The sequence below is a fragment of the Streptomyces sp. KR55 genome (genome assembly GCF_052245645.1).
Lineage (GTDB): Bacteria > Actinomycetota > Actinomycetes > Streptomycetales > Streptomycetaceae > Streptomyces > Streptomyces flavusporus.
The window spans coordinates 1-26,505 of sequence record NZ_JBQQCE010000033.1 but is presented as its reverse complement, the minus strand read 5'-3'; the positions used below and the strand labels follow the sequence as shown (position 1 = coordinate 26,505).

Below are 26,505 nucleotides of genomic sequence, written 5' to 3'. Positions count from 1 at the left end.
ATGCCGATCGCCGTCCTCGCCTCGCTCGCCGCCGCTGTCTGCTTCGCCGTCGCGGGTGTCCTCCAGCAGTGGGCGGCGGGCGGACGGCCGGACGAAGAGGCGTTGTCCCCGCGTCTGTTGGGCCATCTGGTACGGGAGCCGCTGTGGCTGTGCGGGATCGGGCTGGCCGTGGCGGCGTACGGATTCCAGTCGCTGGCCCTGGCGTTCGGACCGCTCAGCCTCGTCCAGCCGCTGATCGTCGCCGAGTTGGTGTTCGCCGTGCCGCTGTCCGCGTGGCTGCACCGCATGCGGCTCGGTGGCCGGGAGTGGTTCGGCACGCTCGCCGTGGCCGTCGGCCTCGCCCTCGCCCTGCTCTCCGCCCGCCCGCACGGCGGCCGTCCGGAGTCGGCGGGCGCGCTGTCCTGGTTGCTGATCCTGGGCGCGACCGCCGCGCTGGTCGCCGCTGCGCTGACGGCCGCCCGGCTGCTGACCGGGCCCTGGCGGGCGTCGGCGACGGCTCTGGCGGCCGGGGCGGTCATGGGCACCCAGTCCGTCCTGCTGGCCGCCACCGTGGAACGCCTCCGGCACGGGCTCGGCTTTGCGCTGTCCGCCTGGCAGACCTACGCCCTGGTGGCGGCCAGTGTGGTTGGCCTGCTGCTCATCCAGAGCGCCTTTCAGCAGGGCCCGTTGGCCGCGAGCATGACGGTGATCGACGCGACCGAGCCGGTGGTCGCCGTGACCGTGGGCACGACGGTCTTCGGGGAGGCCATCCGCACGGGCTGGCCGGTCAGCGCGGTCACGGTGACGGGGCTTGCGCTGGTGGCGGCCGGGATCGTGAGCCTGGACTCGTCACCGGTGATCGCGGCGCTGCGAGGGCGGCGGGCGGGTGGTACGGCGTGAGCCGTCGGCTCACCGCCCGCCGGCCACGAGCATGGCGGTGATCGACGCGACCGAGCCGGTGGTAACCGGCCGCGCTCGTGAGCGGTCCAGTGCGACCCGGCCGGCTCACGCCGCGTGCGGTGTGCCGCTGCGGTGGGAGGGGGCGGGGGCCGTCCAGACGGGGAGGAGGTCCTCGGTCAGGACGCGGTCCCAGGAGGGGTGCGTGTCCCGAGCGGTGGCCGCGGCGCGGTGGCGTACGGCGTCCAGCAGCCGTGGCTGGGCGGCCAGCGCGCCCAGCGCGTCCGACCAGTCCCGGGGGTCGTCACGTCGTACGACGATGCCGTCCTGGCCGGGCGCGGCCAGCCACTGTGTGGTGCGCGCGCCCTCGGGCAGCAGGACCGCCAGGCCGCTCGCCATCGCCTCGGCGACGACGTTGCCGCAGGTCTCCGTGCGGGACGGGAAGGCGAACACGTCGCAGCCGGCGTAGACCGGGGCCAGCCGTTCCTGCGGGAGGGTGCCGAGCAGGGTGACGTCGGGTCCGAGGACCCGCCGGACCGCGTCCGCCTCCGCGCCCGAGCCGGCCATGACGAGGTGCACGGCCGTTCCACGGTCGCGCAGGCGCCGTACGCTCTCGGCGAGCAGCGGCACGCCCTTGGTCGCGTCCAGCCGGCCGGCGAACAGCACCAGCGGGCGGTCGGCCGGTACGCCGTACTCCCGGGCGAGCCGGGCCCTCGCCGTGGGGTCGGGCCCAAAGCGCCGGTGGTCGATGCCGCGGTGGAGCAGGGCGACCCGGTCGGCGCCCAGGGTCCGGGCGAGTTCCGCGCCTCCGGCCGGGGTGGGGACCAGCACCTGTTCGCAGGCGCCGAGCAGCCGGTCCCGTCGCCGGCGCAGCAGGGTCTCGGCGCGGGCCGAGAGGAACTCCCCCGTCCGGCGGTGGGCGCCGGGCAGCCACCGGTCGGCCAGGTAGCGGCTGTAGACGGAGGCCAGCGCGGGGACGTCGGTGTGCACGGAGGCGACGAGCCGGGGCGTCCGGGCGCCGTTGCGGGCGGCGCGGTGGGCCAGCCGCACCGCGGTGGCGGCGTAGGCGAAACTGTGCGTCAGATGCCAGACGTCGTGCCGGGGCAGCAGCGCGGCCAGCCGGCGATGGTGGGGGGCGAGGTCGGAGATGTCCTCCGCTCCGTCGGCCGACATCAGGGCGGAGGTGGCGAGGGCCGGCCGCAGCATGACGAACCGTACGTGCGGGGACAGGGCCTCGACCCGTTCCCGCTCGCCGAGAAAGTAGACGGTCAGATCGAGGCCGGGGGCGTCCGGCACGCACTCCGGCAGCCGGGCGGCGCTCTCCGCGAAGCGCTCCCAGCATTTGACGTGCCCGCCTGACGTGCTGCTTCGCATCAGCTCGACCAGGACCGCGACCGAGAACACGATCAGCGGGTACCACCCCGGCCGGTGATCCAACCGCGACACCCGACAGATGACGTTGAAACTTGAAGGGAATAGGTCTACGGTCGGCTCCGTTGATGTCGTTGAATATTCAACAGCATGAAGGCTCAACAGCCCCCGTCCCCTGAGGAGCACACCATGGGTATCTTCGGCAAGAAGAACTCCGACACCGCCGACACCTCGACCGAGAGCACGGCCGTGAACCCCGACCTGGCCGCGCTGACCGGCGACTACACGATCGACTCCGCACACACGACGATCGGCTTCGTCGCCCGCCACGCCATGGTCACGAACGTCAAGGGCTCCTTCCTCGACTTCACCGGCTCGCTGCACCTGGACGGCACCGACCCCTCGAAGTCCACCGCCTCCATCGACGTCAAGATGGACAGCGTCAGCACGGGCAACGCCGACCGCGACGGCCACCTGAAGAGCTCGGACTTCTTCAAGGCCGACGAGTTCCCGACGATGACCTTCCGCTCCACCAAGGCGGAGGCCCTCGGCGACGACTACCGCATCACCGGCGACCTGTCGATCCTCGGTGTCACCAAGCCGCTCACCATCGACCTGGAGTTCAACGGCGCCGCGAAGGACCCCTTCGGCAACGACCGCGTCGGTTTCGAGGGCAAGGCCGAGATCCTGCGCTCCGAGTGGGGCCTGACCTGGAACGCGGCGCTGGAGACGGGCGGCGTCCTGGTCTCCGACAAGATCAAGCTGAACTTCGACATCTCGGCGATCAGGAACGCCTGAACCCGCACCATCACGTGACCGAACGGATCAACCCGCCGGTCGCGTGACCGAGCGCGCCCGCCCTCCACTCCCCCGTGCCGGAGGGCGGGCGCTCGCCGTCTCAGCCCCGCTCCAACTTCGCCACCGACGCCGTCAGCCGGGCGGCACGACTGTGCTCCGTACGGGCCTGGAGCAGCCCGAGGATGACGAGATACCGCTCCGTCCGCCCGAGCCGCTCGAAGGCGGCCTTGGCGCGGGGGTTCCCCTCCAGCGCCGCGGCGAGATCCTCCGGCACGGTGGCCTGCTTCTGCGACTCGTACGCCGCCGCCCACCGCCCGTCCGCCTGCGCGGCCGTCACCTCGGCGATCCCGCCCGGCCGCATCCGCCCGGCCGCGCTCAGCTCCTCCACCCGCCGCACATTGACCATCGACCAGAGACTGCCGGGCCTGCGCGGCGTGATCCGCTGCAGGTAGTACGTCCCGTCGAGCGCCCTGCGCTGTCCGGTGATCCACCCATGGCACAGGGCCACGTCGTTGATCTCGGCGGCGGTGACGGAAGGCAGACCGGAGCCCTTCTTCGCGACCTTGATCCACAGGCCGGCGTGAGCGGCTGGGTGCGCTGTGAGCCAGGCATCCAGATGCGCGACGGCTTCAAAGGCGAGGGGCTCTGCGGGGGACTCCGACGTGGGCATGGGGTGACGGTAATTCGGGATTAGGCCGGATGCTGTCCGCTATGCGCCCCCGAGGCGGGCTGGCTGGATTGCGCCCCTTGTGTGTGCGCTCACAGCGTTCTCATAATCCAGCAACCGGAATTTGACGTGTCCTTGCCATCACGCGGGCCATCCTTCCGCGTGGATTTGGCATGTTCCCGTCACCACACCCCCCACGGAAGGCGTCACGTTGAAGAGACTCCTCAAAGCCCTCAAGAGATGCGCGGTCGCCGGTGCGGCCGCGCTGGCGGTCGTCAGCCTTCAGCCCGTGTCCCCCGCGCAGGCGGCCCCCGCGCCCGTCGTCGGCGGTACCCGCGCCGCGCAGGGCGAGTTCCCGTTCATGGTCCGGCTGTCGATGGGCTGTGGCGGCGCGCTGTACACCCAGCAGATCGTGCTGACCGCCGCGCACTGTGTGGGCGCCACCGGCAACAACACCAGCATCACCGCCACCGCGGGCGTCGTGGACCTGCAGTCCACGAGCGGCCGCGTCCAGGTCCGGTCCACCAAGGTCTACCGGGCCCCCGGCTACAACGGAAACGGCAAGGACTGGGCCCTGATCAAACTCGCCCAGCCGATCAACCTGCCGACCCTGAAGATCGCCACGACTTCGCAGTACAACACCGGCACCTTCACCATCGCCGGATGGGGTGCCGCCACCGAGGGCGGCGGCCAGCAGCGCTACCTCCTCAAGGCGAACGTGCCGTTCGTCAGCGACGCCACCTGCCGCTCCTACAGCGGCTACAGCGGCCTCATCGCGAACGAGGAGATCTGCGCCGGCTACACGGCGGGCGGCGTCGACACCTGCCAGGGCGACTCCGGTGGCCCCATGTTCCGCAGGGATGCGGCCGGCGCCTGGGTCCAGGTCGGCATCACCAGCTGGGGCATAGGCTGCGCCCGGCCCAACGCCCCCGGTGTCTACACCGAGGTCTCCACCTTCGCCTCCGCGATCGCCTCGGCGGCGGCGACGCTCTGAGCTTCCGTACACGTACGGGGCCCGGTGCTGCCAAGCACCGGGCCCGTTCCACATCCGACAGTCGGCTCAGAACCCGCCCCCGAAGTCCCCCCCGCCGCCGAAGTCCCCGCCACCGAAGCCGCCCCAGCCACCGCTGAAGTCGTCGGTGTTGAAGTCCGCGCCGGAGACGTCACCGCCCTCATAGCCGCCGACGCCGAAGTCGCCGTAACCGGAGCCGTAGTCGGCGGCGTACGTCGGCGTGGCCATCAGGTTGCCGAGCATCGTGCCGATGAGCAGACCGGGGAGGATGCCGCCCCCGAAGTAACCGCCGGCCCAGGGGCCGTAGGCCGGGCCCGCTTCCCAGTACGGGCGGCGGCCGTATTCGGTGTCCACCTCACGGACCATGGGGTCGGCACCGTCGGCGAGGCGGGCCTGGTCCGCCGCGCAGACCGGGACCTCGCGGGTCGCGCCGCCGGACGGTGTCCAGGTCGCGTCGGCGACCGAGGGGCCGTGGCGCGGGTCGAAGAAGCAGGGCGGGCGACGCTCAGGGAGCGGGCAGCCCTCGCGGCGGGCGGCCAGGACGGAGAGCGAGAAGCGGCCGTCCTCCACCGACTGGGTCACCGCGCGTACGTCCTCGGGTTTCTGCGCGGCCGCCATGAGCGACTTCGCCTTGTCGTACGCGTCCAGCGCGTGTTCGTAGTCCGCGCGCATGGCGTCGTCGGCGTCGGGTTCGGCGGGGTGGAAGTCCAGCCGGTCCAGTTCCTCGCCGAAGGCCGTGATGTCCTCGTCGACCACGACGCGCAGCTTCTCCAGCGCCACCCGCTGGTCCTCCTCATGGCGGCGGCGGTTGCGGCGGACCAGCGTGTACGCGCCCGCGCCACCGGCCACCAGCACCGCACCGAAGGTGATCAGCGCGGTCGTCGACACGCCGTCGCCGGTGCCCTCGCTCCAGCTGCTCGGCGCCGTGCCGCCCACGTTGCGCAGCGCGTCGTCGACGAAGTCGTTCAGCTGGGCCTTGGCGTCGCCCGCGCTCTGCACGGCCGTGACCAGGTTGGACACGGCATCGCGGCTCAGCACGGCGCTGTCGGCCCGCGCGTCGAACTCGTCGCCGAGCCGGATGCCGTACAGGCCCGTGACGCCGGTTTCCGTGCGCAGGTTCTGGAAGAGGTTCTGCGTGGGGTAGTCGGACGGGAGGACCGCCAGGAAGATGGGTTTGTCCGCGTCCCGGATCTTGTCGGCGAGCGCGTCGGCGTCCGACTCCGACAGCACGTCGGACGCGGCCGGGTCCACGTAGACCGGACTCTCGCGCAGGGCGGCGGCGACCTCGGACAGATCGGTGGCCGCGTGTGCGCCGGGCGCACCGGTCAGCAGCACCGCCAGCATGGCGGCGACAGGCACGATCAACAGGCGTACGAGCCTTTGTACCAGCGCAGCCTTCATATGTTCGAAGCTACCTGAACGGGGCAGAAACGGACATCGGTCCCGAGGAGGAATTCCCCGGGACCGGCATCCACGCCCGCGTGCGACCTCACGCCGCCCGGTACGCAGTCCGGAGGCTGGCGTGACTTACGCGGCAGGTTCCACGCCGGCCCGCAGCAGGCCGTAGGTGTACGCGTCCTCGAGGGCCTGCCACGACGCGGCGATGACGTTCTCCGCGACGCCCACCGTCGACCACTCCCCCGCCCCGTCGGACGTGGAGATCAGGACGCGGGTCGTGGACTGGGTGCCGTGGACGCCCTCCAGGATGCGGACCTTGTAGTCGACCAGCTCGAGCTTGGCGAGCTGCGGGTAGATCTTCTCCAGTGCGACGCGCAGGGCGCGGTCGAGGGCGTTGACCGGGCCGTTGCCCTCCGCGGTCGCGACGATGCGCTCGCTCTTGGCCCACAGCTTCACGGTGGCCTCGTTGGCGTGGCTGCCGTCGGGGCGGTCCTCGACGATCGCGCGCCAGGACTCGACCTCGAAGTACTTCAGGGGCTTGCCCTCGACCTCGGTGCGCAGCAGCAGTTCGAAGGAGGCGTCGGCGGCCTCGTACGTGTAGCCCTTGAGCTCGCGCTCCTTCACGCGCTCGACGACCCGGCCGACCACCTCGCGGTCGCCGCCGAGGTCGATGCCGAGCTCCTTGCCCTTGAGCTCGACGGAGGCGCGGCCCGCCATGTCCGAGACCAGCATGCGCATGGTGTTGCCGACCAGCTCGGGGTCGATGTGCTGGTACAGGTCCGGGTCGACCTTGATGGCGGAGGCGTGCAGGCCCGCCTTGTGCGCGAAGGCGGACACGCCTACATAGGGCTGGTGCGTGGACGGGGTGAGGTTCACGACCTCCGCGATGGCGTGGCTGATGCGCGTCATCTCGCGGAGGTGGCCCTCGGGCAGCACCTTCTTGCCGTACTTCAGTTCCAGGGCCGCCACGACCGGGAAGAGGTTGGCGTTGCCGACGCGCTCGCCGTAGCCGTTCGCCGTGCACTGCACATGGGTGGCGCCCGCGTCCACCGCGGCGAGGGTGTTGGCGACCGCGCAGCCCGTGTCGTCCTGGGCGTGGATGCCGAGCCGGGCGCCGGTGTCGGCCAGGACCGTGGAGACGACCGCCTGGACCTGAGCCGGGAGCATGCCGCCGTTGGTGTCGCACAGCACGACGACGTCGGCGCCGGCCTCCGACGCCGTACGGACGACGGCCTTGGCGTACTCGGGGTTGGCGCGGTAGCCGTCGAAGAAGTGCTCGCAGTCGACGAAGACGCGGCGGCCCTGCTCGCGCAGGTACGACACCGTGTCGCGGACCATTTCCAGGTTCTCGTCGAGCGTGGTGCGCAGGGCCAGTTCCACATGCCGGTCGTGGGACTTGGCGACCAGCGTGATCACCGGGGCGCCTGAGTCCAGAAGAGCCTTGACCTGCGGGTCCTCGGCAGCGGTGGTGCCGGCGCGACGGGTGGAGCCGAAGGCGACGAGCTGGGCGTGCCGGAAGTCGATCTCCTGCTGGGCGCGGGCGAAGAACTCGGTGTCCCGCGGGTTGGCGCCCGGCCAGCCGCCCTCGATGAAGCCCACGCCGAAGTCGTCCAGGTGCCGTGCGATGGCCAGCTTGTCCGCGACGGTGAGGTTGATGCCCTCCCGCTGGGCGCCGTCGCGCAGGGTGGTGTCGAAGACGTGGAACGAGTCGTCCAGCTCGCTGGTTTCCGTCATGGTCTGAAGGCTCCTGATGTATGGATCTCGGTCAGTACCGGAATGACCGGTTCCACCGTCCTCCCATGATCCCGCGCGCTGAGCCTCCGGCTGAAGGTGGGCCAGAAATGCGAAAAACCTCTCGCGGGTGCGAGAGGTCTGCGCGCGGGTCGAGGACGACGGTGTCCGCCCGTACGTGGTCGTACGTGGCGGTCACTGCGGACCGGCGCGCCTGCTGCCAATAATCGTGGCGAACGAGAGCACGGGGGCAGTTTGGCACAGACCGCCCCCGTGCTCACCGTCCGTCTCAGTATGCGAACCCGTGATCTTCCGTGCGGGGCATGGGCGGCTCAGCGCATGCGGCGTACGAAGCCGTCGTTGCTGCCGTTGGTGTCGTCGGCGACGAGCCGGGACGAGGCGCTGGAGAATCCGATGCGTTTCGCCCCCGCGCTCACCGAGGTGAGCCACGCATAGGTGTCCGTCACGGGCCCTCCGGTGAGGGACTCGCTGACCAGTCGGGTGGCTCCGGTGCGCAGGTCGCGGAGGTAGACGTTGGTCGGGCCGCGCCCTCCGTCCGCCGACCGCGGGGAGGCCTCGTAGGCCAGGTACCGGCCGTCCGGGCTGAGCAGGGGCCTGTCGAGCAGGCTCTCGCCGTCGGGACCGGCGTCGACCCGCCGGGTGATGTCCGTGCGCAGGTCGCGGACGTACAGGTCGGGCGCGCCGTCGGGGGTGCCGCCCGGGGTCAGGTCCTCGTCCCCCACGAAAGCGATGGTGCGACCGTCCGCGGAGAGCGAGGCGGGGATCCCGTACCGCTCTCCCGGGGTGCCGTCCGGCTTGACGTTGACCTGTTCCTCGGTGCCGGTGCGGCGGTCGTGCACCCAGGTGGCACCGCGCCCGCTGCGTGGCACCAATTGCGTGTACGCCACATGGCGGCCGTCGGCGCTCATGCCCTGCAGAAGCGCGGGGTTGTCCGGGCGGTTCCGGTTGCTGAGCCGCTCCGTGGTGCCGGTGCGGCGATCGAAGACGTACACGGCGCCGAAGAGGTCGCGGGCCCCGCTCTCCATCCGGTCGGCCTTGGCGTTGAAGGCGATGTAGCGGGCGTTCGCCGACAGGTAGGCGCCGGCCGCATAGGCGGAACCGCCGTCGAAGCCGACACTGACCCGTTCCGTGCTGCCGGTGCGCCGGTCGTGGAGGTAGACGTCGTCGGCCCCCGCGTCCGCGGGCGGGTTGTCCCAGTGGACCAGGTTCCTGGCCCCGGAGCGGAAGAGGACGTACCGCCCGTCGGCACTGATGGCCTGCGCGGACGAGTCGCTGTCGGCCTGGGCGCCGTCCGAACTGACGCTGACCCGCTCGATGTCGCCCCCTCGCAGATCGCGCACGAAGACGTCCGGCTGCCCGTTGGTGTCACCGGGCACCAGGTTGGACGCGTCCGACGTGAAGACCGCGAACCGGCCGTCGGCGCTGAAGTCCGGGCCGTAGGAGTGGCTGTTGCCCTGCTCCCCCGTCGTGGACAGGGTGATTCTCTCGGTGACGGGCGCCGGAGCGGACGACGCCGTGGTCGTGGTCAACGTGATGAGCCCGCTGGTCAGTGCGGCGATGGACACCAGACGTACGGATCTGGACATGCGTTCCCCCGTGTTCCCCGTTCAGCGCTGTTCCCCCGACCCTGCGCCGAGGGCTCACAACGATGCAAAGGCACCACCCTGCACGGGGTCAATCCGCAGGAATGCGTACAACCTGGGCGCTTCCTCAGGCGTCCGGGCGCGTGAGTGCATCGTCCAGGAACTCCCGTACGTGCCTGAGCACTTGCTCGCGGTCCGTCCCCCGCAGCCCGATCGCCACATGGATGGAGAAGCCGTCCAGCAGCGCGCGCAGCCGGGCCGCGAAGCGGTCCGGGTCGACCGGGCGGAACTCGCCGCGCGACACCCCCTCCGCGAGCAGCGCCACCAGGTCGCGATGCCAGGCGCCCTCGATCGCGGACTGCCGGTCGCGGGCGCCGTCGTCGGCGTTCTGCGAGCGGTTCCAGACCTCCAGCCAGAGGGTCCAGTGCGGGTCGCGGTGGCCGTCGGGAACGTACAGGTCGACGTAGGCGTCGAGGCGTTCGCGGGCCGTGGCCGTGCGGCTGAGCAGCCGGCCGCGCTCGACGCCGAGCCGGCCCTCGCTCCACTCCAGGGTCTGCAGCAGCAGCTCGTCCTTGGAGCGGAAGTAGTAGAGCAGGTGACCGCTGCTCATGCCGACCTCGCGGCCGAGCGCCGCCATGGTGAGCTTCTCCAGACCGCGCTCGGCGATCATCTCCATGGCGGCGGCGAGGACGTCCTCGCGGGGCGGGGCGTTCTTCCGCGCACCGGCCATCCGACGGCTCCTAGATCTTCGGCTGCTGTTGCGTGATGCAGTGGATGCCTCCACCACCCGCGAAGATCGTACGGGCGTCCACCAATGTCACCGTCCGGTCGGGAAAGAGGCGTCGGAAGATCCCGGCGGCGAGTTCGTCGCGAGGGTCGTCGAAGGCGCACAGAACGACGCCGCCGTTGCAGAGGTAGTGGTTGATGTAGGAGTAGTCGGCCCAGTGGCCGTCGGCCTCCAGGACGGTCGGGGCGGGCACCTCGACGACCTCCAGGCGGCGGCCGCGGGCGTCGGTCTGCGCCCTCAGCAGGCCGATGATCTCCTTGGTCACCTCGTGGTCGGGGTGCGCCGGGTCGGGCTGGTGGTGGGCGACCACGACGCCGGGGCGGGCGAAGGCGGCGACGATGTCGACATGGCCGAGGGTGCCGAAGCCGTACGGGGGGTAGTCGCCGGTGAGGCCGCGCGGCAGCCAGATCGCCTTGCGGGTGCCGAGGTGGGCGTGGATCTCCGCCTCGACCTCCTCGCGCGTCCAGTGGGGGTTGCGCTCGGGGCCGAGCTGCACGGTCTCCGTGAGCAGGACCGTGCCCTCGCCGTCGACGTGGATGGCGCCGCCCTCGTTGACGAGCTTCGAGGTGTACGTCCTTGCGGAACCCGCCAGGTCCGAGACGTACGCGGCGATCTTCGCGTCGTGCTCCCAGCGAGCCCAGGACTGGGCTCCCCAGCCGTTGAACGTCCAGTCGACTGCGGCGAGTTCACCGTTGCCGTCGGTGAGGAACGTGGGGCCGATGTCGCGCATCCAGGCGTCGTCGAGGTGGCGTTCGACGGTGTCGATGCCCTCGCCCAACAGGCTTTTCGCTTCCGCCGACTGTCCGGGGCCGCACACCACCGTCACCGGCTCGAAGCGGCGGATCGTGCGGGCGACCGACGCCCAGGCGACCCGTGCCGCGGCGAGGTCGTCCGGGTCGTCAAAGGTGGGGTTGGGGCCCGGCCACGCCATCCAGGTGCGCTCGTGCGGGGTCCACTCAGCGGGCATGCGGAAGCCGTCGGCGGCAGCAGGCATGTGGGTGTCCTTTTCTGAAAGCGTGACACTTTCCGCAGATGTGTCACAAAAAGTAGAGGCGGTTGAGGGAGACCGAGTCCGCCGGCTCGGAGCGGAGCGGCTCGCCGTCGAGGGTGACCAGGCCGGTGCGCTGGTCGACGTCGACGGATCCGGTACGGGAGTTGAGGCGCAGGTCGGCGGGGCCGATGCCGCGAGTGCCGCGGACGGCGACCCTGCGGCGGCGCGTCGGCATGGAGTCCCACCCCTGGTCCACGGCCGCCTGTGCGACGAAGGCGACCGAGATGTCGGCGGGCGTGGCACCGTACGCCCCGAACTGCGGCCCCAGGAGCAGCGGTTCGCAGGTGTCGGTCGCCGCGTTGGGGTCGCCGACCACGCCGTACGCCGGGAAGCCCGCCTTCAGCACGAGCTGCGGCTTGGCCCCGAAGTACTCCGGCCGCCACAGCACGATGTCGGCGAGCTTGCCGACCTCGATCGACCCGACCTCGTGGGAAAGGCCGTGTGCGATGGCCGGGTTGATGGTCAGCTTCGCCAGGTAGCGCAGGACGCGCTCGTTGTCGTGCTCGTCCGGGGCGCCGAGCTCGGCCTTCATCTTCCCGGCCATCGCGAATGTACGGCGGACGGTCTCGCCGGCCCGGCCCATGCCCTGCGCGTCCGACGAGGTGATGCCGATCGCGCCCAGGTCGTGCAGCACGTCCTCGGCGCCCATCGTCCCGGCGCGGATGCGGTCGCGGGCCATGGCGGCGTCGCCCGGCAGGTCGGTTTTCAGGTCGTGGACGGAGACGATCATGCCGTAGTGCTCGGCGACCGCATCCCGGCCGAAGGGGAGGGTGGGATTGGTGGAGGAGCCGATGACATTCGGAACTCCCGCCATCTTCAACACATTCGGCACGTGTCCGCCGCCGCAGCCCTCGATGTGGAAGGCGTGGATGGTGCGGCCCTCAAGGACGCGGAGGGTGTCCTCCACCGACAGGCACTCGTTCAACCCGTCACTGTGCAGGGCGACTTGGACGTCGTACTCCTCGGCGACCCGGAGCGCGGTGTCCAACGCCCGCGTATGGGCGCCCATGTCCTCGTGCACCTTGAAGCCACTCGCGCCACCCTCGGCGAGCGCCTCGATCAAGGGAGTCTCCCCCGAGGACGAACCCCGCCCCAGGAACCCGATGTTGACCGGCCAGGCGTCGAAGGCGTTGAACGCATGCCTGAGCGCCCACGGCGAGTTGACCCCGACCCCCCACACCGGCCCGAACTCCTGCCCGATGATCGTGGTCACGCCGGATGCCAGCGAGGCCTCCATGATGCGCGGCGACAGCAGGTGGACATGGGTATCGACGGCCCCGGCGGTGGCGATGAGCCCCTCACCGGACACGATCGAGGTGCCCGTGCCGACCACGACGTCGACCCCGTCGAGGGTGTCGGGGTTGCCTGCCCGCCCGATCGCATGGATCCGGCCCTCGCGGATGCCGATGGAGACCTTGCGTATGCCCTGCGCCGCGTCGATGACGACGACGTTGCTGATGACCACGTCACAGGTCTCGCGGACGGCGGCGGCCTTGAGGTGCAGTCCGTCACGGGCGGTCTTGCCGAAACCGGCGAGGAACTCGTCGCCGTACTGCTGGGAGTCGGACTCGACACGGATCACCAGCCCCGAGTCGCCCAGACGGATGCGGTCGCCCGCGCGCGGGCCGTGCGTACCGGCGTACTCGTACGGATTCACCGCTCTGCTCCCAGATATCCACAGGCGGCGGCCCTGCGCAGGGCCTCTTCCTTCGCCCCCGGCGCGTCCAGTGCCCCGTCGACCAGACCGGCGAAGCCGATCGCGATGCGATCACCCCCGATCGGCACGAGCCCGACCTCGACGCTCTCCCCCGGCCCGAAGCGCACGGAGGACCCGGCGGGGACGGCGAGCCGCATGCCGTAGGCCTGCGCGCGGTCGAAGGCGAGCCGCGGATTGGCCTCGAAGAAGTGGAAGTGCGAGGTCACGGACACCGGCACGGTGGCGGTGTTGGTGACCGTCAGCCGGACGACCGCCTCGGGCTCGGCATGCTCGGGCCCCGGCAACAGCGCCCCCGGGCCCTGCTCCCCCAGCCCGCCCCCGATGGGGTCGGAGACGACCGCAAGCCGCGAGCCGTCGTCGAAGACGGCCTCGACGTGCACCTCGGTGACCACGTCCGCAACGCCGGGCAGCACATCGTCAGGGCCGAGAACGCACCGGCCCCGCTCAACGGCCTCGGCGAGCCGGGCCCCGTCGCGGGCGGCCTCGCACACGGCGTCCGCGATGAGCGCGGTCGCCTCCGGCACATTGAGCCGCAGTCCCCGGGCACGACGAGCGCGGGCCAACTCGGCGGCCCCGAAGAGCAGCAGCCGATCACGCTCCGTGGGGGTCAGTCTCATGACGCGGGCACCTCCTTGCCATCCCCAGATTTAGAGCATCACCCTAAACGACAGATGCAAGAAACAGGAACATTTACGAGGGATCGAGGCGCATAAATTGAACGCCGCTCAAACAATCTGACGAGTGTCTATGGCCGCCGGCCGGCATAACTCAGCCCGTCCGGCGTTTGAGGACGAGGCCGTTCAGGCCGAAGGGGGCCTGGGGGCGGCAGCCCCCAGCGAGGCCCACACCCACGCCGGGTGCGGACCAAACGCCGGGGAGCAGAACACACCGTCAGCCAAGCAAATGCATCCACCCGTGCTGATCCACAGCAGTGCCCCGCTGGATGTCGAGGAGCGCCTGGCGGAGCCGCAGCGTGGCCTCGCCGGGCTCACCGCCGGAGTGCTGCCACTCGCCGCCCGCGCGCTTGACCGTGCCGACCGGGGTGATGACGGCGGCCGTGCCGCAGGCGAAGACCTCGGTGAGGGTGCCGTTCTCGGTGTCGCGCTGCCACTGGTCGACGGAGACGCGGCCCTCCTCGGCCTCGTAGCCGAGGTCACGGGCGACGGTGAGCAGGCTGTCGCGGGTGACGCCCTCCAGGATGGAGCCCGTCAGAGACGGCGTGACGATGCGGTCGCCGTACACGAAGTACAGGTTCATGCCGCCGAGTTCCTCGACCCACTTGTGCTCGACCGCGTCGAGGTAGCAGACCTGGTCGCAGCCCTTGGCGGCGGCCTCGGCCTGGGCGAGGAGGGACGCGGCGTAGTTGCCGCCGGTCTTGGCGTCGCCCATGCCGCCGGGGACGGCGCGGACGCGGTCCTCGGAGACCCAGATGGAGACCGGCTTGACGCCGCCGGGGAAGTAGGCGCCGGCCGGGGAGGCGATGACCAGGAAGAGGTACTCGTTGGCGGGCTTCACGCCGAGGCCGACCTCGGTGGCGATCATGAACGGGCGCAGGTAGAGGGACTCCTCGCCGCCGTGCGCCGGGACCCATGCCTTGTCCTGCCGGACCAGCACGTCACAGGCCTCGATGAACGTCTCGACCGGCAGCTCGGGCATCGCGAGCCGGCGGGCGGAGCGCTGGAAGCGCAGGGCGTTCTGGTCCGGGCGGAAGGTGGCGACCGAGCCGGCGGGCCGGCGGTAGGCCTTGAGGCCCTCGAAGATCTCCTGCGCGTAGTGCAGGACGGTGGTGGCGGGGTCGAGGGAGATCGGCGCGTACGGGACGAGCTGTCCGTCGTGCCAGCCGCGGCCCTCGGTCCACTTGATGGTGACCATGTGGTCGGTGAAGTGGCGGCCGAAGCCGGGGCTGGCGAGGATCGCCTCGCGCTCCGCATCGGAGAGCGGGTTGGCGGAGGGCTTGAGCTCGATCGTGGGCGTCGTCATGAGTGGTTGTCCTTCACCGGTTGTAGTGACGGGCCGCGCTCACGCCCCGTACTGCCAGTGGCCAGTGCTAGGACGTCCGAGCATTCCCTCATTCCGCGGCTCCGCGTTCGATTATCGCGCGCGGGTTGCCGATGGGGGTCCACCCTGCTCGAGCGAAGCCGAGAGCTGGGGGAGAACAACGGCGTGAAATGCGGCCCAGGGTTGATGGTCGCACCCGGCAGGGACAGAGAAAAGCCGCCGGGTGCGGATTGCGACCCGGCGGCCTTCGAAAGATCTGCGTGATCTGCTAGATCTGCGAGATTTCGAGTGGCGCGGGTCAGCCGGCTACTCGTACGGCGAGCGCGTCGCCGATCTCGGAGGTGCTGCGGGCCGGCTTGCCGACGCGGTCCGCGAGGTCGGCGGAGACCGCGTCCTCGATCCGGGTCGCCTCGGACTCATGGCCGAGATGGCGCAGCAGCAGGGCGACGGACAGGACCGTGGCGGTGGGGTCGGCCTTGCCCTGGCCGGCGATGTCGGGCGCCGAGCCGTGCACGGGCTCGAACATCGAGGGGAACTCGCCGGACGGGTTGATGTTCCCGCTCGCGGCGACGCCGATGCCGCCGGAGACGGCCGCGGCGAGGTCGGTGATGATGTCGCCGAAGAGGTTGTCGGTGACGATGACGTCGAAGCGCTCGGGCTGGGTGACCAGGTAGATGGTGGCCGCGTCGACGTGGATGTACTCGGTGGTGACCTCGGGGTACTCCTCGGCCACCTTGTTGAAGATGTTCGTCCACAGGTGGCCCGCGAAGGTGAGCACGTTGTTCTTGTGGACCAGCGTGAGCTTCTTGCGGGGGCGGGCCTGGGCGCGGGCGAAGGCGTCACGGACGACACGCTCGACGCCGTAGGCCGTGTTGACGGACACCTCGGTGGCGACCTCGTGAGGGGTGCCCTTGCGGATGGTGCCGCCGTTGCCGGTGTACGGACCCTCGGTGCCCTCACGGACCACGACGAAGTCGATCTCCGGCTGGCCGGCGAGCGGGGTGGCGACGCCGGGGAGCAGCTTCGACGGACGCAGGTTGACGTGGTGGTCGAAGGCGAAGCGGAGCTTGAGCAGGAAGCCGCGCTCCAGGACGCCGGAGGGGACGCTCGGGTCGCCGATCGCGCCCAGCAGGATGGCGTCGTGCTTCTTGAGGTCGTCGAGGTCGGCGTCGGTGAGGGTCTCACCGGTGGCGTGGTAGCGCTGGGCGCCGAAGTCGTACTCCTTGGTCTCCAGCTTCACATCCTGCGGGAGGACGGCGGAGAGGACCTTCAGGCCTTCGGCCACGACCTCCTGGCCGATGCCGTCACCGGGGATCACTGCGAGATTGATGCTGCGAGACATACGGGTACCGTACTCCTCGTCCCATGGAATGACACGGGGCGTCCGCGATACGGACACCCCGACGGGCGACAGCATCATCGTGTCGCCGTCCGTTCACCCGTACGTATGACGGGTGTTGGGGTGTGCTGGGAAGTTCACCCGCATGGAGACCCCTGATGTCGGCATTCCGCCGCAGCTCGCCCGCCGGATGGGCATGGCGGAGCAGTACGAGTACCTGCACACCAGGCTGGTCCGGCGCCGCACCCTGGTGACGGCGGGCGCGGTGGCGGGCGGACTGCTGACCGGCTGTTCGGGGTCGGGGTCGACGCGGACGACACCGAGCCCGACCGCCTCTCGCGCACCGGGTGCCGCCGTCGCCCCCTTCGGCCGCCATCTCGCGTTCGGCGCCGACCCGAAGACCCAGATGCGGATCTCCTGGCAGGTACCCGCCGCGGTGCGGAAGCCGTACGTCCGGATCGGTGTCCGCCCCGACGACCTGGGCCGCAGGATCGAGGCCGAGGTACGCGACCTGCACACGCCTCAGGTGCAGGGCGTGCGCGCGGCGGTCGAGCAGTACTACGTGCATGCCGCCCTGGACGCCCTCCTCCCCGGCACGACGTACTACTACGGCGTCGGCCACGACGGCTTCGACCCGGCCTCGCCCGAACACCGTTCCACCATCGGCTCGTTCCGCACGGCACCGGCGAACCCGCGGTCTTTCGTCTTCACCGCCTTCGGCGACCAGGGTGTCGGCGAGGCCGCGGCCCTCAACGACAAGCTGCTGCTGCGCCAGAAGCCCGCCTTCCACCTCCACGCCGGCGACATCTGCTACGCCAACCCCACCGGCCGGGGCAGGGACTCGGATGCGTACGACCCCACACACTGGGACCTGTTCATGAGGCAGACCGAGCCGGTGGCGAAGTCGGTGCCGTGGATGGTGACGACCGGCAACCACGACATGGAGGCCTGGTACTCCCCTGACGGCTACGGCGGCCAACTCGCCCGTTTCTCCCTGCCGGACAACGGCTTCGACCCGCGCAGGGCCCCGGGCGTGTACGCGTTCACCTACGGCAACGTCGGTGTCGTGGCGCTGGACGCGAACGATGTCTCGTACGAGATCCCCGCCAACCTGGGCCACACGGACGGTCGGCAGACCGAGTGGCTGGACAGGAAGCTCGGCGAACTGCGCAAGGCCGTGGACTTCGTGGTCGTCTTCTTCCACCACTGCGCGTACTCCACGTCCTCGCACGCCTCCGACGGAGGGGTGCGCGCGGAGTGGGTGCCGCTGTTCACCAGGCACGAGGTGGATCTGGTGATCAACGGGCACAACCACGTCTACGAGCGGACCGACGCGGTCAGGGACGGCCGGGTGGGCAAGCCGGTGCCGATCGGCGCGTCGACGGATCCGGGGCGGGACGGGATCGTGTACGTCACGGCGGGCGGCGGCGGCAAGGACCTGTACGGCTTTCCGGCGGGCGTGAAGGAGAGTTACGAGGGCCAGGTCGCCGACGAGGACTCCGTGACCACCTTCCAGTGGACCAGGTCGCGGCTCGCGAAGGCGGAGACGGTGGAGTGGTCGCGGGTGCGGTACCGGGGCTTCTCGTTCCTCTCCGTGGAGGCGGAGGCGGGTACGGCCCCGAGGCTGAAGGTGTCGGCGCTCGCGTCGAGCGGTGAGCGCATCGACTATTTCGAGGTGCGGCGCGGAGGGTAGGGGTCCGCGCCGCACCCCGGCGGGTGCGGCTCCCGGTCTGTGGGGCCGGCTCTTCAGTGGCCGGTCTCGCCGCCGTTGTCACGGCGGTCGAGGGCGCGCTGGAGGGCTGCGGCGGCGTTCTTGCGGTCGGACTCGCTCGTACGGGAGGCGCGGCGGACTCGGCGGCGGACGGTCGTCTCGGCCATGGGGAATCGACTCCTTCGAGAATCCTGGAGTGCGGCAGGGGTCTACGAGACGCCGGGTGGGGCGGGGAGCGGTGCCGCAGGGATTGCCTGCACGGGGCCCGGCTCACGACCGCCATTCGCTGGATCGAGCGAGACGTTCGGCTCCTACAAAGCTAAGCGAGGACGGAGCATCTGTCTCCACAATTACTTGGGCTTCCTACTATCTGAGACGGTGGAGTACGTCACACGGCTGTGAGCTGGGCTTTCCCTCTGCGTGCCGCCGGGGCCGTGGTCCCGGTATCACCGCGAAATTCGGTACCTCACCTGCCTCGGGCCCATTACTTTGGCGCGATGCCCGAACTACGCACGGACCGCCTGCTGCTCCGCGACTGGCGCGGGTCCGACCTGGCCCCTTGGGCCGCGATGAATGCCGACCCCGAGGTCCGTCGGTACTTCCCCGGCGTCCTCACCAAGGAGCAGACCGACGCGGCCGTGGCCCGTTTCCAGGCCGACCTGGAGCGCCGGGGCTGGGGCTTCTGGGCGGTCGAGGTCCTGGACACCGGGGAGTTCATCGGTTTCACCGGCCTGGACCCCGTGGAGGACGGCCAGCCCTTCACCGGCGTGGAGGCCGGCTGGCGGCTGGCCCGCCCGGCCTGGGGCCACGGCTACGCCACGGAGGCGGCCCGAGCGGTGCTGGCCTTCGGGTTCGAGGAGCTCGCCCTGCCGGAGATCCTCGCCGTCACCACGGCCACCAACCTTCCCTCCCGGGCCGTGATGCGCCGCCTCGGCATGACGCACGACCCGGCCGACGACTTCGACGACCCGGACGTCCCCGAGGGCCCGCTCCGGCGCTGCGTGGTGTACCGCCGTCAGGCGGGCCGCTCATAGCGCCTCCGCCACCGCTCCCCGGAACCCCTGCGGGTCCTCCACCCACGGCAGGTGCCCGGCTTCCGGCAGTACGACGCGGCGCACCCGCGGCAGGGCCCGCTCCAGTGAGTCCACGGCCGAGCGCGGGCGGAGGTCGTGGGCGCCGTCGAGGATGAGGACGGGCAGGTCGAGTCCCCGGCAGGCGGCGTACAGGTCCGCGGTGCCCCACGTGCGTCTGCGTTCGGCGTTGAGGGCCTTGTTGCACTCGGCGTTGACACCGAACCAGGGGTCGGCCATGCGCCCGGCGTGTTCCAGGGCCCGCTCGCGGTCCACGAACTCGGCGGACCACTGCAGCACCGCCCGTTCCCGGTCCTCCGCCTCGGTCGGCTGCGGACGGCCCGTCAACTCCCGCCAGCGCACGAGGCGTTCGGGGTGCTCGCCGAGCCGGGCGAGGAAGGTGGCCTTGTACTCCGGGTGCCAGTCGGCGTCCGGGCCGATACCCGTGCCGGCGACGTACACCAGCGCGCTGACCCGCTCCGGGTGGGCGAGGGCATAGCTGAGCGCCAGTTGTGCGCCCCAGGAGTGGCCGAGCAGGGCCATGCGCCTCAGGCCGAAGTGGCGTCGTACGGCGTCCAGATCCGCCACGAAGCGGTCGGTCGTCCACGGGCCCGCGCACCGCTGCGAGCGCCCGCAGCCGCGCTGGTCCCAGCGGTGCAGCGTGGCCAGGTCCGCCAGCAGCTCCGCCACGTCCTCGAACATGTCCCACAGGCCGGGTCCGCCGTGGCACAGCATCAGCGGGGCGCCCGTGCCCGAGCGGCTCGCCCACAGTCGTACGCCGTCGTCGGTGGTGACCGTCCGCGTCCACGTCATGGACGCCAGTCTGCATGGAAACCGCCCCCGTTCCGGAGGGGGGTTCCGGAGCGGGGGCGGAGTTCACGGTGCCGCGTGGGTGTCAGCCCATGTGCGGGTAGGTGTAGTCGGTCGGCGGGACCAGCGTCTCCTTGATGGCGCGGGTCAGGGTCCAGCGCATCAGGTTCTGCGGTGCGCCGGCCTTGTCGTTGGTGCCGGACGCGCGGCCGCCGCCGAAGGGCTGCTGGCCGACGACGGCGCCGGTCGACTTGTCGTTGATGTAGAAGTTGCCGGCCGCGTAGCGGAGCTTGTCCATCGTGTACGCCGCCGCCGCGCGGTCGCCCGCGATGACCGAACCGGTCAGCGCGTAGTCGGACACCGACTCCATCTGGGTCAGCATCTCCTCGTACTTGCCGTCCTCGTAGACGTGCACGGCGAGGATCGGGCCGAAGTACTCGGTGGTGAAGACCTCGTTCTCCGGGTCGGTGCACTCGATGACCGTCGGGCGGACGAAGTAGCCGACCGAGTCGTCGTAGGAGCCGCCCGCGACGATCGTGCAGGCCGGGTCCGACTTGGCGCGGTCGATCGCGTTCTTGTTCTTGGCGAAGGCGCGCTCGTCGATGACGGCGCCCATGAAGTTGGAGAGGTCGGTGACATCACCCATGGTGAGGTAGTCGACCTCGGCGGCGAACTCCTCCTTGAAGCCGGAGTTCCAGATCGACGCCGGGATGTACGCCCGGGAGGTGGCCGAGCACTTCTGGCCCTGGTACTCGAAGGCACCCCGGGTCAGCGCCGTCTTGAGCACGGCGCGGTCGGCCGACGGGTGGGCGACCAGGAAGTCCTTGCCGCCGGTCTCGCCGACGATGCGCGGGTAGGAGCGGTACTTCTCGATGTTGTTGCCGACCGTCTTCCACAGGTACTGGAAGGTCTTGGTCGAGCCGGTGAAGTGGATGCCGGCGAGGTCGCGGTGCTCCAGGGCGACCTTGGAGACCTCGATGCCGTCACCGGTGAGCAGGTTGATCACGCCCTTGGGCAGACCGGCCTCCTCCAGCAGCTGCATCAGCAGCACGGCGGCGTGGGTCTGGGTCGGGGACGGCTTCCAGACGACGACGTTGCCCATGAGAGCCGGGGCCGTCGGCAGGTTGCCCGCGATCGCCGAGAAGTTGAACGGTGTGATCGCGTAGACGAAGCCCTCCAGCGGGCGGTGGTCGAGCCGGTTCCACACGCCCGGCGAGTTGGCCGGGGGCTGCTCGGCCAGGATCTGGCGGGCGTAGGCGACATTGAAGCGCCAGAAGTCGATCAGCTCGCAGGGGGTGTCGATCTCGGCCTGCTGGGCGGTCTTGGACTGGCCCAGCATGGTGGAGGCGGCCAGCGTCTCGCGCCACGGGCCGGCCAGCAGCTCGGCGGCGCGCAGGATGATCGCGGCGCGGTCGTCGAAGGACATCGCACGCCAGGCCGGCGCGGCGGCGAGGGCCGCGTCGATGGCGGCCTGCGCGTCCTGCTGGGTGGCGTTGCGGTACGTGCCGAGGACGGCCTTGTGGTTGTGCGGCTGGACGACCTGGAAGGCCTCACCGCCGCCCATCCGCTTCTCACCGCCGATGGTGCAGGGCAGATCAACGGGGTTGTCGGCAAGGTTCTTGAGCTTCTCCTCCAAGCGAGCGCGTTCCGGGGAACCGGGGGCGTAGCCGTGCACCGGCTCGTTGACGGGGATGGGGACCTGGGTTACAGCGTCCATGGGTTCCGTAACTCCTTACTGAGCGGTGTGTGCGGGTGTCAGCCCTTGGTGACCAGCGAGCGGGCGAAGAAGCGCAGGTTCGCCGGCTTCTCGGCCAAGCGGCGCATGAAGTAGCCGTACCAGTCGGTGCCGTAGGCCGTGTAGACCCGCATGCGGTGTCCCTCGGCGGCCAGCCGCAGGTGCTCCTCGCTGCGGATGCCGTACAGCATCTGGAACTCGTACTCGTCGAGCTTGCGCCCGGCGCGCCGGGCGAGCTCCTGGGCGATGGAGATGAGGCGCGGGTCGTGGGACCCGATCATCGGGTACCCCTCCCCTTCCATCAGCGTCCGCAGGATACGGACGTACGCCTTGTCGATCTCGTGCTTCTGCTGGTAGGCGACCTCGGCGGGCTCCTTGTAGGCGCCCTTGACAAGGCGGACGCGGCTGCCGTTCGCGGCGAGGCGGCGGGCGTCGGCCTCGGTGCGGAAGAGGTAGGCCTGGATGACGCAGCCGGTCTGCGGGAAGTCCCGGCGCAGCTCCTCGTGGATGGCGAACATCGAGTCGAGGGTGGTGTGGTCCTCCGCGTCCAGGGTGACCGTGGTGCCGATCTCCGCGGCGGCCTCGACGACCGGGCGGACGTTGGCGAGCGCGAGCTCGTGCCCGCCGTCCAGCGCCTGGCCGAACATCGACAGCTTCACCGACATCTCGACCTTCTCGCCGAGCTCCAGCGGCTTGAGCTGGTCGACCAGCTCCAGGTAGGCGTCGCGTGCGGCGGCGGCCTGTTCGCGGGTGGTGATGTCCTCGCCGACGACGTCCATGGTCAGCTCGAGGCCCTTGGCGCTGAGGTCCTGAACGATCGGGACGATGTCGTCCACCCTCTCGCCGGGGATGAAGCGGTCGACGACCTGTTTCGTCACCGGGGCCGCCGAGATCAGGCGTCGCATCCGGTCGCTGCGCGACGCGGCGAGAATCACGGGACCCAGCACGGGGCACCTCCAGGAAACAACCAACACAAGGCCGATACCCGACCATTCGAGTACGGCACGGAGAACCACCGTGAAACCTAAGGATCCCTCCGATCGTCGGCCATCGACAGCTGTCACGCATCCGTGCCACAGATCTCAGACAGATGTATGAAGGCTGCCGGGAAATGCGGCAGAATGCCCGGGTGACGTCGGGTTACGAGGGTGACTACCAGGAGCTGGTCGACGAGATCTCCGAGCTCCTGGGCGCCCCCGCGACGCTGGAGAACCGCGACTTCGAGCTGATCGCCTTCGGCGCCTACGACAGCGAGGGCGACCTCGACCCGTCGGCCCTGGACCCGGTGCGCGCCCGCTCGATCCTGACCCGGCGCTCCACGGCGGCCGTCCGGACCTGGTTCGAGGGCTTCGGCATCACCCGGGCCACGGGACCGGTCCGTATCCCGCCCACCCCGGAGGCCGGGGTGTACCGGGGGCGGATCTGTCTGCCGGTACGCCATCGCGGTGTGGTGCTGGGCTACGTCTGGCTGCTCGACAGCGAGCCGGGGCCCACCGACGCACAGCTGACCGCCGCCATGGAGGTGACCGGCCGGATCGGGGCGCTGCTCGCGGACGAGGCGCAGGCCGGGGCGGATCTGACCCGGGAGTTCCGTACGGCCCTCACGGCGGAGCGCGGCTGGCAGCGCGACATGGCGGTGGCGGCGTTGCGGACGGCTCTGGGTCCGCGCGGTGAGGGCCTCCACGTCCTGGTGTGCGTCGCTCCCTGGCCGTCGGCCGACCCGGACGACGCGCCGTCGGCCCGTGCGGTGCCGCACACGACGGCCCTGTGCACGGTGCCGTGGGGTACGACGGGGCAGAGCCTGGCGGTGCTGGTACGGCTGCGCTCGACGGACGTCCGGTCGCCGGCGCTGACGGCGGCGTCCCGGCTGCTGCGGGAGGGGGCGCGGGCCGGCGTCAGTGAGCCGCTCACCGGACTCGCCGAGCTGGGTACCGCCTGGCAGCAGGCCTCGGCCGCGGCCCGCGCCGCGCTGGCCGAGCCTCGCCTGGGCCCGGTGGCCGAGTGGTCCGGCATCGGCCCGTACCGCGTGCTGACCACGCTCCCCCCGGACGCGGCCCACGACCCGGCGGTGGCCCCGCTGCTCGCCCCGGCCCACCGCGAACTGGCCCGCACCGCCGAGGTCTTCCTCGACTGCGCGGGCCAGGCCGGCCGCACGGCCGCCGAGCTGGGCGTCCACCGTCAGACGCTGTACTACCGCCTGTCCCGGGTCGAGCAGTTGACCGGCCTGGACCTGGACGACGGCGAGGATCGGCTGCTGCTGCACATGGCGCTCAAGGGCGCGCGGCTCTGACCCGCAGAGGCACACGGTTCCGACGCCTGCGCCATGATCGAAACAGGATTTGAAAACGATTGTCATCATGCTACGGTCGTCGAACGCTCAACCTTTGCCCTTGTGCTTACCCGGAGTGTTCCCGTGCGCCTCCCCGCCCGCTTCCTGTCCTTCACTGCGGTCACCGCGGCCTCCACCCTGCTCACCGGCTGCTTCGCGTCCACCGGTTCCGGCTCGGGCACCGCCGAGGGCAAGCGCATCCGCGTCGCCCATATGCAGCCGCCGCGCTCGGGCCTCTCGCCGCTCTCCGACGACGCGTTCAAGCTGTCGCGTTGGTCCACCGCCGAGACGCTGGTCGAGCTGGACGCGGACGGCGACGCGCTGCCCGCCCTGGCCACCGAGTGGAAGCAGTCCGGCCGGACCTGGACCTTCACCATCCGCGACGGCGTCACCTTCCACGACGGCACCGAACTCACCGCCCGGGCCGTCGTCAACTCCCTCACCGAGGCGGCCACCGCCTCCCCCAAGCCGCGCATCCTCGACGGCGTCGAGCTGACCGCGAAGGCCGACGGGGAGAACAAGGTCACCGTCACCACGGCCGCCGCAGACCCCCTCGTCCCGCAGCGGCTCAGCTCCCCCCAGCTGTCGATCCTCGCGGCGAAGGCCTACAGGGGGAAGACCGTCGACCCGATCGACGCCGGCACCGGCCCGTTCGAACTGACCAAGGTCAACGGCACCTCCTCCGCCACCCTCGACCGCTACGACGACTACTGGGGCGGCAAGGCCAAGGCCCCCGGCATCGACGTGAAGTTCGTACCGGACGGCACCGCCCGCGCCGCCGCCCTGCGCAGCGGCGAGGCCGACATCGTCGAGGCGGTCCCCGTGTCGCAGGCCGCGCTCCTCGACCAGGACCTCATCACCGAGGTCCCGATGCCGCGCACCAACACCCTGTATCTCAACACCGAGAAGGGCGCGTTCAAGGACGCCTCACTGCGTGCCGCCGCCCGCGAGGCGATCGACGCCGAGTCGATCGTGAAGGGCGTGTACGAGGGGCGCGCCGACGTCGCCGAGGGGCTGCTCGGCCCGGCGCTGCCGTGGGCGGCCGACCTGCGGTCCGAAGTCGAGCGGGCCAAGGCCGGGAAGGCGGACGGCGAGACCATCACCATCGGCACCTTCACCGACCGCGCCGAGCTGCCCGAGGTCGCGGCGGCGCTGCAACAGCAGCTCCAGAAGGCCGGGTTCAAGGTGAAGCTGGACGTCCGCGAATACGCCAACATCGAGTCCGACGCGCTCGCGGGCGAGTTCGACGCGTTCATCCTGTCCCGGGCGACGGTCCTCGACTCCGGCGACCCGACCGCGTACCTCTACAGCGACTTCGCCTCCGACGGCTCCTTCAACATCTCCCAACTCGCCGTCTCCTCCGTGGACAAGACGCTGAAGAAGGCGGGCGAGACCGCCGTCGGCGACGCCCGCCGCAAGGCGATCATGGAGGCCGAGACCGCCGTGCTCGGCACCGACGCGGCCATCCCGATGCTGCACGAGCGCGTGATCCAGGGCGACGCCGCCGGGATCGTGGACGCGGCCCACGACCCCCGCGAGCGTGAACTCGTCACGGCGGACACGTACGTCAATTGAACCCTCCCTCGGCCGAAACCTCGGGATTCCTGGCTCACGCCGCTCGGCCGCTCAACGAGGGATCGAGTCTTACGCGATCAACACCAGCCGGGTTGGAACCAGCCCGGTCATATCAACGTCAAGGATCCAGCGCATGTCTGGCTCTCGCAACACTCTGAACGACGATCACCCGATCGAGTGGACGGTCAGCGCGGCAGGGCTGACGCGCGCCCTCTCCCTCGTCGCCGTCGTCGCCGCCGTCGGCCTGCTGCCCTGGCTCTCCGGCAAGGACCCCGCGCTGACGGTCCTGCGTGCCCGCTCCGCCGAGCAGGAGCCGACCGAGGAGGCCCTGAACGCCGTACGGCGGGACCTCGGTCTGGACGCCGGTCCCCTTTCCCTGCTGGGGAAGTGGGCCGGCGGCCTGCTGCGCGGTGACCTCGGCACCTCCTGGGTGTCGGGCACGGACGTCCTGCCGTCGGTCACGGCCGGGCTCCAGGTGTCGCTGGCCCTGATGGGCGTGGCGCTCGCGGTGGCCGTGCTGCTGGCCGCCGCGCTGGTGGCGCCGGTGCTGGTACGCGGCCGGGGGTCGGCCGGCGGGTTCGCCGCGATGCTGGCCGCCGTGCCCGAGTTCCTGCTGGCCACCGTCGCGCTGCTGGTGTGCGGGGTGTGGCTGGGGTGGCTGCCGACGTCCGGCTGGCAGGGGCCGGAGAACATGGTCCTGCCCGCGATCGCGCTCGGCGTCCCGGCGGGCGGCCTGCTCGGCCGGCTGGTGGCCGACGCGCTGCCCGCCGTGCTCGACGAGCGGTGGGTGGAGCTGTGGCGGGGTGCGGGGGTCAGCCGTGCGCGGATCTCGGCGGCGGCGCTGCGGCGCGTACTGCCGCCGCTGGTACCGCAGTTCGGGATGGCGGCCGTCGGGCTGACCGGCGGCGCGGTCCCGGTGGAGACGG

At 70.8% G+C, this 26,505-nt stretch carries 23 protein-coding genes; 8 read left to right on the top strand and 15 right to left on the bottom strand.

Annotation, left to right across the window (positions count from 1 at the left end; translation table 11 throughout):
* Nucleotides 1–879 (top strand): DMT family transporter, encoded by an 879-nt coding sequence (locus ACTWQJ_RS07585; protein WP_443305851.1) that lies wholly within the window; start codon nucleotides 1–3, stop codon nucleotides 877–879.
* Nucleotides 880–984: 105 nt separating this feature from the next.
* Here the strand turns inward: ACTWQJ_RS07585 and ACTWQJ_RS07580 are convergent, their stop codons facing one another.
* Complete coding sequence (locus ACTWQJ_RS07580; protein ID WP_443305850.1) at nucleotides 985–2,322, bottom strand: glycosyltransferase; 1,338 nt, start codon at nucleotides 2,320–2,322, stop codon at nucleotides 985–987.
* Nucleotides 2,323–2,436: 114 nt separating this feature from the next.
* Between ACTWQJ_RS07580 and ACTWQJ_RS07575 the strand changes: the two genes are divergently transcribed.
* Complete coding sequence (locus ACTWQJ_RS07575) at nucleotides 2,437–3,045, top strand: YceI family protein (protein WP_443305849.1); 609 nt, start codon at nucleotides 2,437–2,439, stop codon at nucleotides 3,043–3,045.
* A gap of 100 nt (nucleotides 3,046–3,145) precedes the next feature.
* Here ACTWQJ_RS07575 and ACTWQJ_RS07570 read toward each other — a convergent pair whose 3' ends face one another.
* On the bottom strand, nucleotides 3,146–3,715 hold the full coding sequence (locus ACTWQJ_RS07570) for a YdeI/OmpD-associated family protein (RefSeq protein ID WP_443305848.1): 570 nt from the start codon (nucleotides 3,713–3,715) through the stop codon (nucleotides 3,146–3,148).
* A gap of 208 nt (nucleotides 3,716–3,923) precedes the next feature.
* Here ACTWQJ_RS07570 and ACTWQJ_RS07565 point away from each other — a divergent pair, with 208 nt between their 5' ends.
* Complete coding sequence (locus ACTWQJ_RS07565) at nucleotides 3,924–4,706, top strand: S1 family peptidase (protein ID WP_443305847.1); 783 nt, start codon at nucleotides 3,924–3,926, stop codon at nucleotides 4,704–4,706.
* 66 nt (nucleotides 4,707–4,772) lie between these two features.
* On the opposite strand, the gene ACTWQJ_RS07560 is transcribed toward ACTWQJ_RS07565, so the two are convergent.
* The 9 genes from ACTWQJ_RS07560 to ACTWQJ_RS07520 all read right to left on the bottom strand — a co-directional run bounded on the left by ACTWQJ_RS07560 (nucleotide 4,773) and on the right by ACTWQJ_RS07520 (nucleotide 16,352).
* Complete coding sequence (locus ACTWQJ_RS07560) at nucleotides 4,773–6,125, bottom strand: hypothetical protein (protein ID WP_443305846.1); 1,353 nt, start codon at nucleotides 6,123–6,125, stop codon at nucleotides 4,773–4,775.
* Nucleotides 6,126–6,251: 126 nt separating this feature from the next.
* Nucleotides 6,252–7,856 (bottom strand): citramalate synthase, encoded by a 1,605-nt coding sequence (cimA, locus tag ACTWQJ_RS07555; protein ID WP_443305845.1) that lies wholly within the window; start codon nucleotides 7,854–7,856, stop codon nucleotides 6,252–6,254.
* Nucleotides 7,857–8,185: 329 nt separating this feature from the next.
* Complete coding sequence (locus tag ACTWQJ_RS07550) at nucleotides 8,186–9,460, bottom strand: TolB family protein (protein WP_443305844.1); 1,275 nt, start codon at nucleotides 9,458–9,460, stop codon at nucleotides 8,186–8,188.
* Nucleotides 9,461–9,584: 124 nt separating this feature from the next.
* Nucleotides 9,585–10,187, bottom strand: coding sequence for a TetR/AcrR family transcriptional regulator (locus ACTWQJ_RS07545; RefSeq protein ID WP_443305843.1), 603 nt, complete (start codon nucleotides 10,185–10,187; stop codon nucleotides 9,585–9,587).
* Between the two features lie 10 nt (nucleotides 10,188–10,197).
* On the bottom strand, nucleotides 10,198–11,238 hold the full coding sequence (locus ACTWQJ_RS07540) for an agmatine deiminase family protein (RefSeq protein WP_443305842.1): 1,041 nt from the start codon (nucleotides 11,236–11,238) through the stop codon (nucleotides 10,198–10,200).
* 43 nt (nucleotides 11,239–11,281) lie between these two features.
* Nucleotides 11,282–12,952, bottom strand: a complete 1,671-nt coding sequence (locus tag ACTWQJ_RS07535; RefSeq protein WP_443305841.1) for an urease subunit alpha — start codon at nucleotides 12,950–12,952, stop codon at nucleotides 11,282–11,284.
* Entirely contained in the window at nucleotides 12,949–13,629 is a 681-nt protein-coding gene (gene ureA / locus ACTWQJ_RS07530) for an urease subunit gamma (RefSeq protein ID WP_443305840.1), read from the bottom strand. The genes ACTWQJ_RS07535 and ureA overlap by 4 nt, the downstream gene beginning before the upstream one ends.
* Nucleotides 13,630–13,903: 274 nt before the next feature.
* Nucleotides 13,904–14,992, bottom strand: a complete 1,089-nt coding sequence (locus tag ACTWQJ_RS07525; protein WP_443305839.1) for a branched-chain amino acid aminotransferase — start codon at nucleotides 14,990–14,992, stop codon at nucleotides 13,904–13,906.
* Between the two features lie 316 nt (nucleotides 14,993–15,308).
* Nucleotides 15,309–16,352: a 3-isopropylmalate dehydrogenase gene (locus ACTWQJ_RS07520; RefSeq protein ID WP_443305838.1), complete on the bottom strand. Its 1,044-nt coding sequence runs from the start codon at nucleotides 16,350–16,352 to the stop codon at nucleotides 15,309–15,311.
* Between the two features lie 142 nt (nucleotides 16,353–16,494).
* Here ACTWQJ_RS07520 and ACTWQJ_RS07515 point away from each other — a divergent pair, with 142 nt between their 5' ends.
* Nucleotides 16,495–18,042, top strand: a complete 1,548-nt coding sequence (locus ACTWQJ_RS07515) for a purple acid phosphatase family protein (protein WP_443305837.1) — start codon at nucleotides 16,495–16,497, stop codon at nucleotides 18,040–18,042.
* A gap of 53 nt (nucleotides 18,043–18,095) precedes the next feature.
* Here the strand turns inward: ACTWQJ_RS07515 and ACTWQJ_RS07510 are convergent, their stop codons facing one another.
* Nucleotides 18,096–18,227 (bottom strand): hypothetical protein, encoded by a 132-nt coding sequence (locus tag ACTWQJ_RS07510; RefSeq protein ID WP_443305836.1) that lies wholly within the window; start codon nucleotides 18,225–18,227, stop codon nucleotides 18,096–18,098.
* Between the two features lie 330 nt (nucleotides 18,228–18,557).
* Between ACTWQJ_RS07510 and ACTWQJ_RS07505 the strand changes: the two genes are divergently transcribed.
* Nucleotides 18,558–19,094: a GNAT family N-acetyltransferase gene (locus ACTWQJ_RS07505; protein WP_443305835.1), complete on the top strand. Its 537-nt coding sequence runs from the start codon at nucleotides 18,558–18,560 to the stop codon at nucleotides 19,092–19,094.
* On the opposite strand, the gene ACTWQJ_RS07500 is transcribed toward ACTWQJ_RS07505, so the two are convergent.
* From ACTWQJ_RS07500 to ACTWQJ_RS07490, 3 genes are all read right to left on the bottom strand, one after another.
* Entirely contained in the window at nucleotides 19,089–19,943 is an 855-nt protein-coding gene (locus ACTWQJ_RS07500) for an alpha/beta hydrolase (protein ID WP_443305834.1), read from the bottom strand. The two genes, ACTWQJ_RS07505 and ACTWQJ_RS07500, sit on opposite strands and share 6 nt — an antisense overlap.
* A gap of 82 nt (nucleotides 19,944–20,025) precedes the next feature.
* On the bottom strand, nucleotides 20,026–21,657 hold the full coding sequence (gene pruA / locus ACTWQJ_RS07495) for an L-glutamate gamma-semialdehyde dehydrogenase (RefSeq protein WP_443305833.1): 1,632 nt from the start codon (nucleotides 21,655–21,657) through the stop codon (nucleotides 20,026–20,028).
* A 38-nt stretch (nucleotides 21,658–21,695) separates the two neighbouring features.
* Nucleotides 21,696–22,622 (bottom strand): proline dehydrogenase family protein, encoded by a 927-nt coding sequence (locus ACTWQJ_RS07490; RefSeq protein WP_443305832.1) that lies wholly within the window; start codon nucleotides 22,620–22,622, stop codon nucleotides 21,696–21,698.
* A gap of 164 nt (nucleotides 22,623–22,786) precedes the next feature.
* Between ACTWQJ_RS07490 and ACTWQJ_RS07485 the strand changes: the two genes are divergently transcribed.
* From ACTWQJ_RS07485 to ACTWQJ_RS07475, 3 genes are all read left to right on the top strand, one after another.
* Complete coding sequence (locus ACTWQJ_RS07485) at nucleotides 22,787–23,965, top strand: PucR family transcriptional regulator (protein ID WP_443305831.1); 1,179 nt, start codon at nucleotides 22,787–22,789, stop codon at nucleotides 23,963–23,965.
* 123 nt (nucleotides 23,966–24,088) lie between these two features.
* Entirely contained in the window at nucleotides 24,089–25,579 is a 1,491-nt protein-coding gene (locus ACTWQJ_RS07480) for an ABC transporter substrate-binding protein (protein ID WP_443305830.1), read from the top strand.
* Between the two features lie 133 nt (nucleotides 25,580–25,712).
* Nucleotides 25,713–26,505, top strand: a 793-nt coding sequence (locus ACTWQJ_RS07475) for an ABC transporter permease (protein WP_443305829.1), incomplete at its 3' end; no start/stop codon positions are given.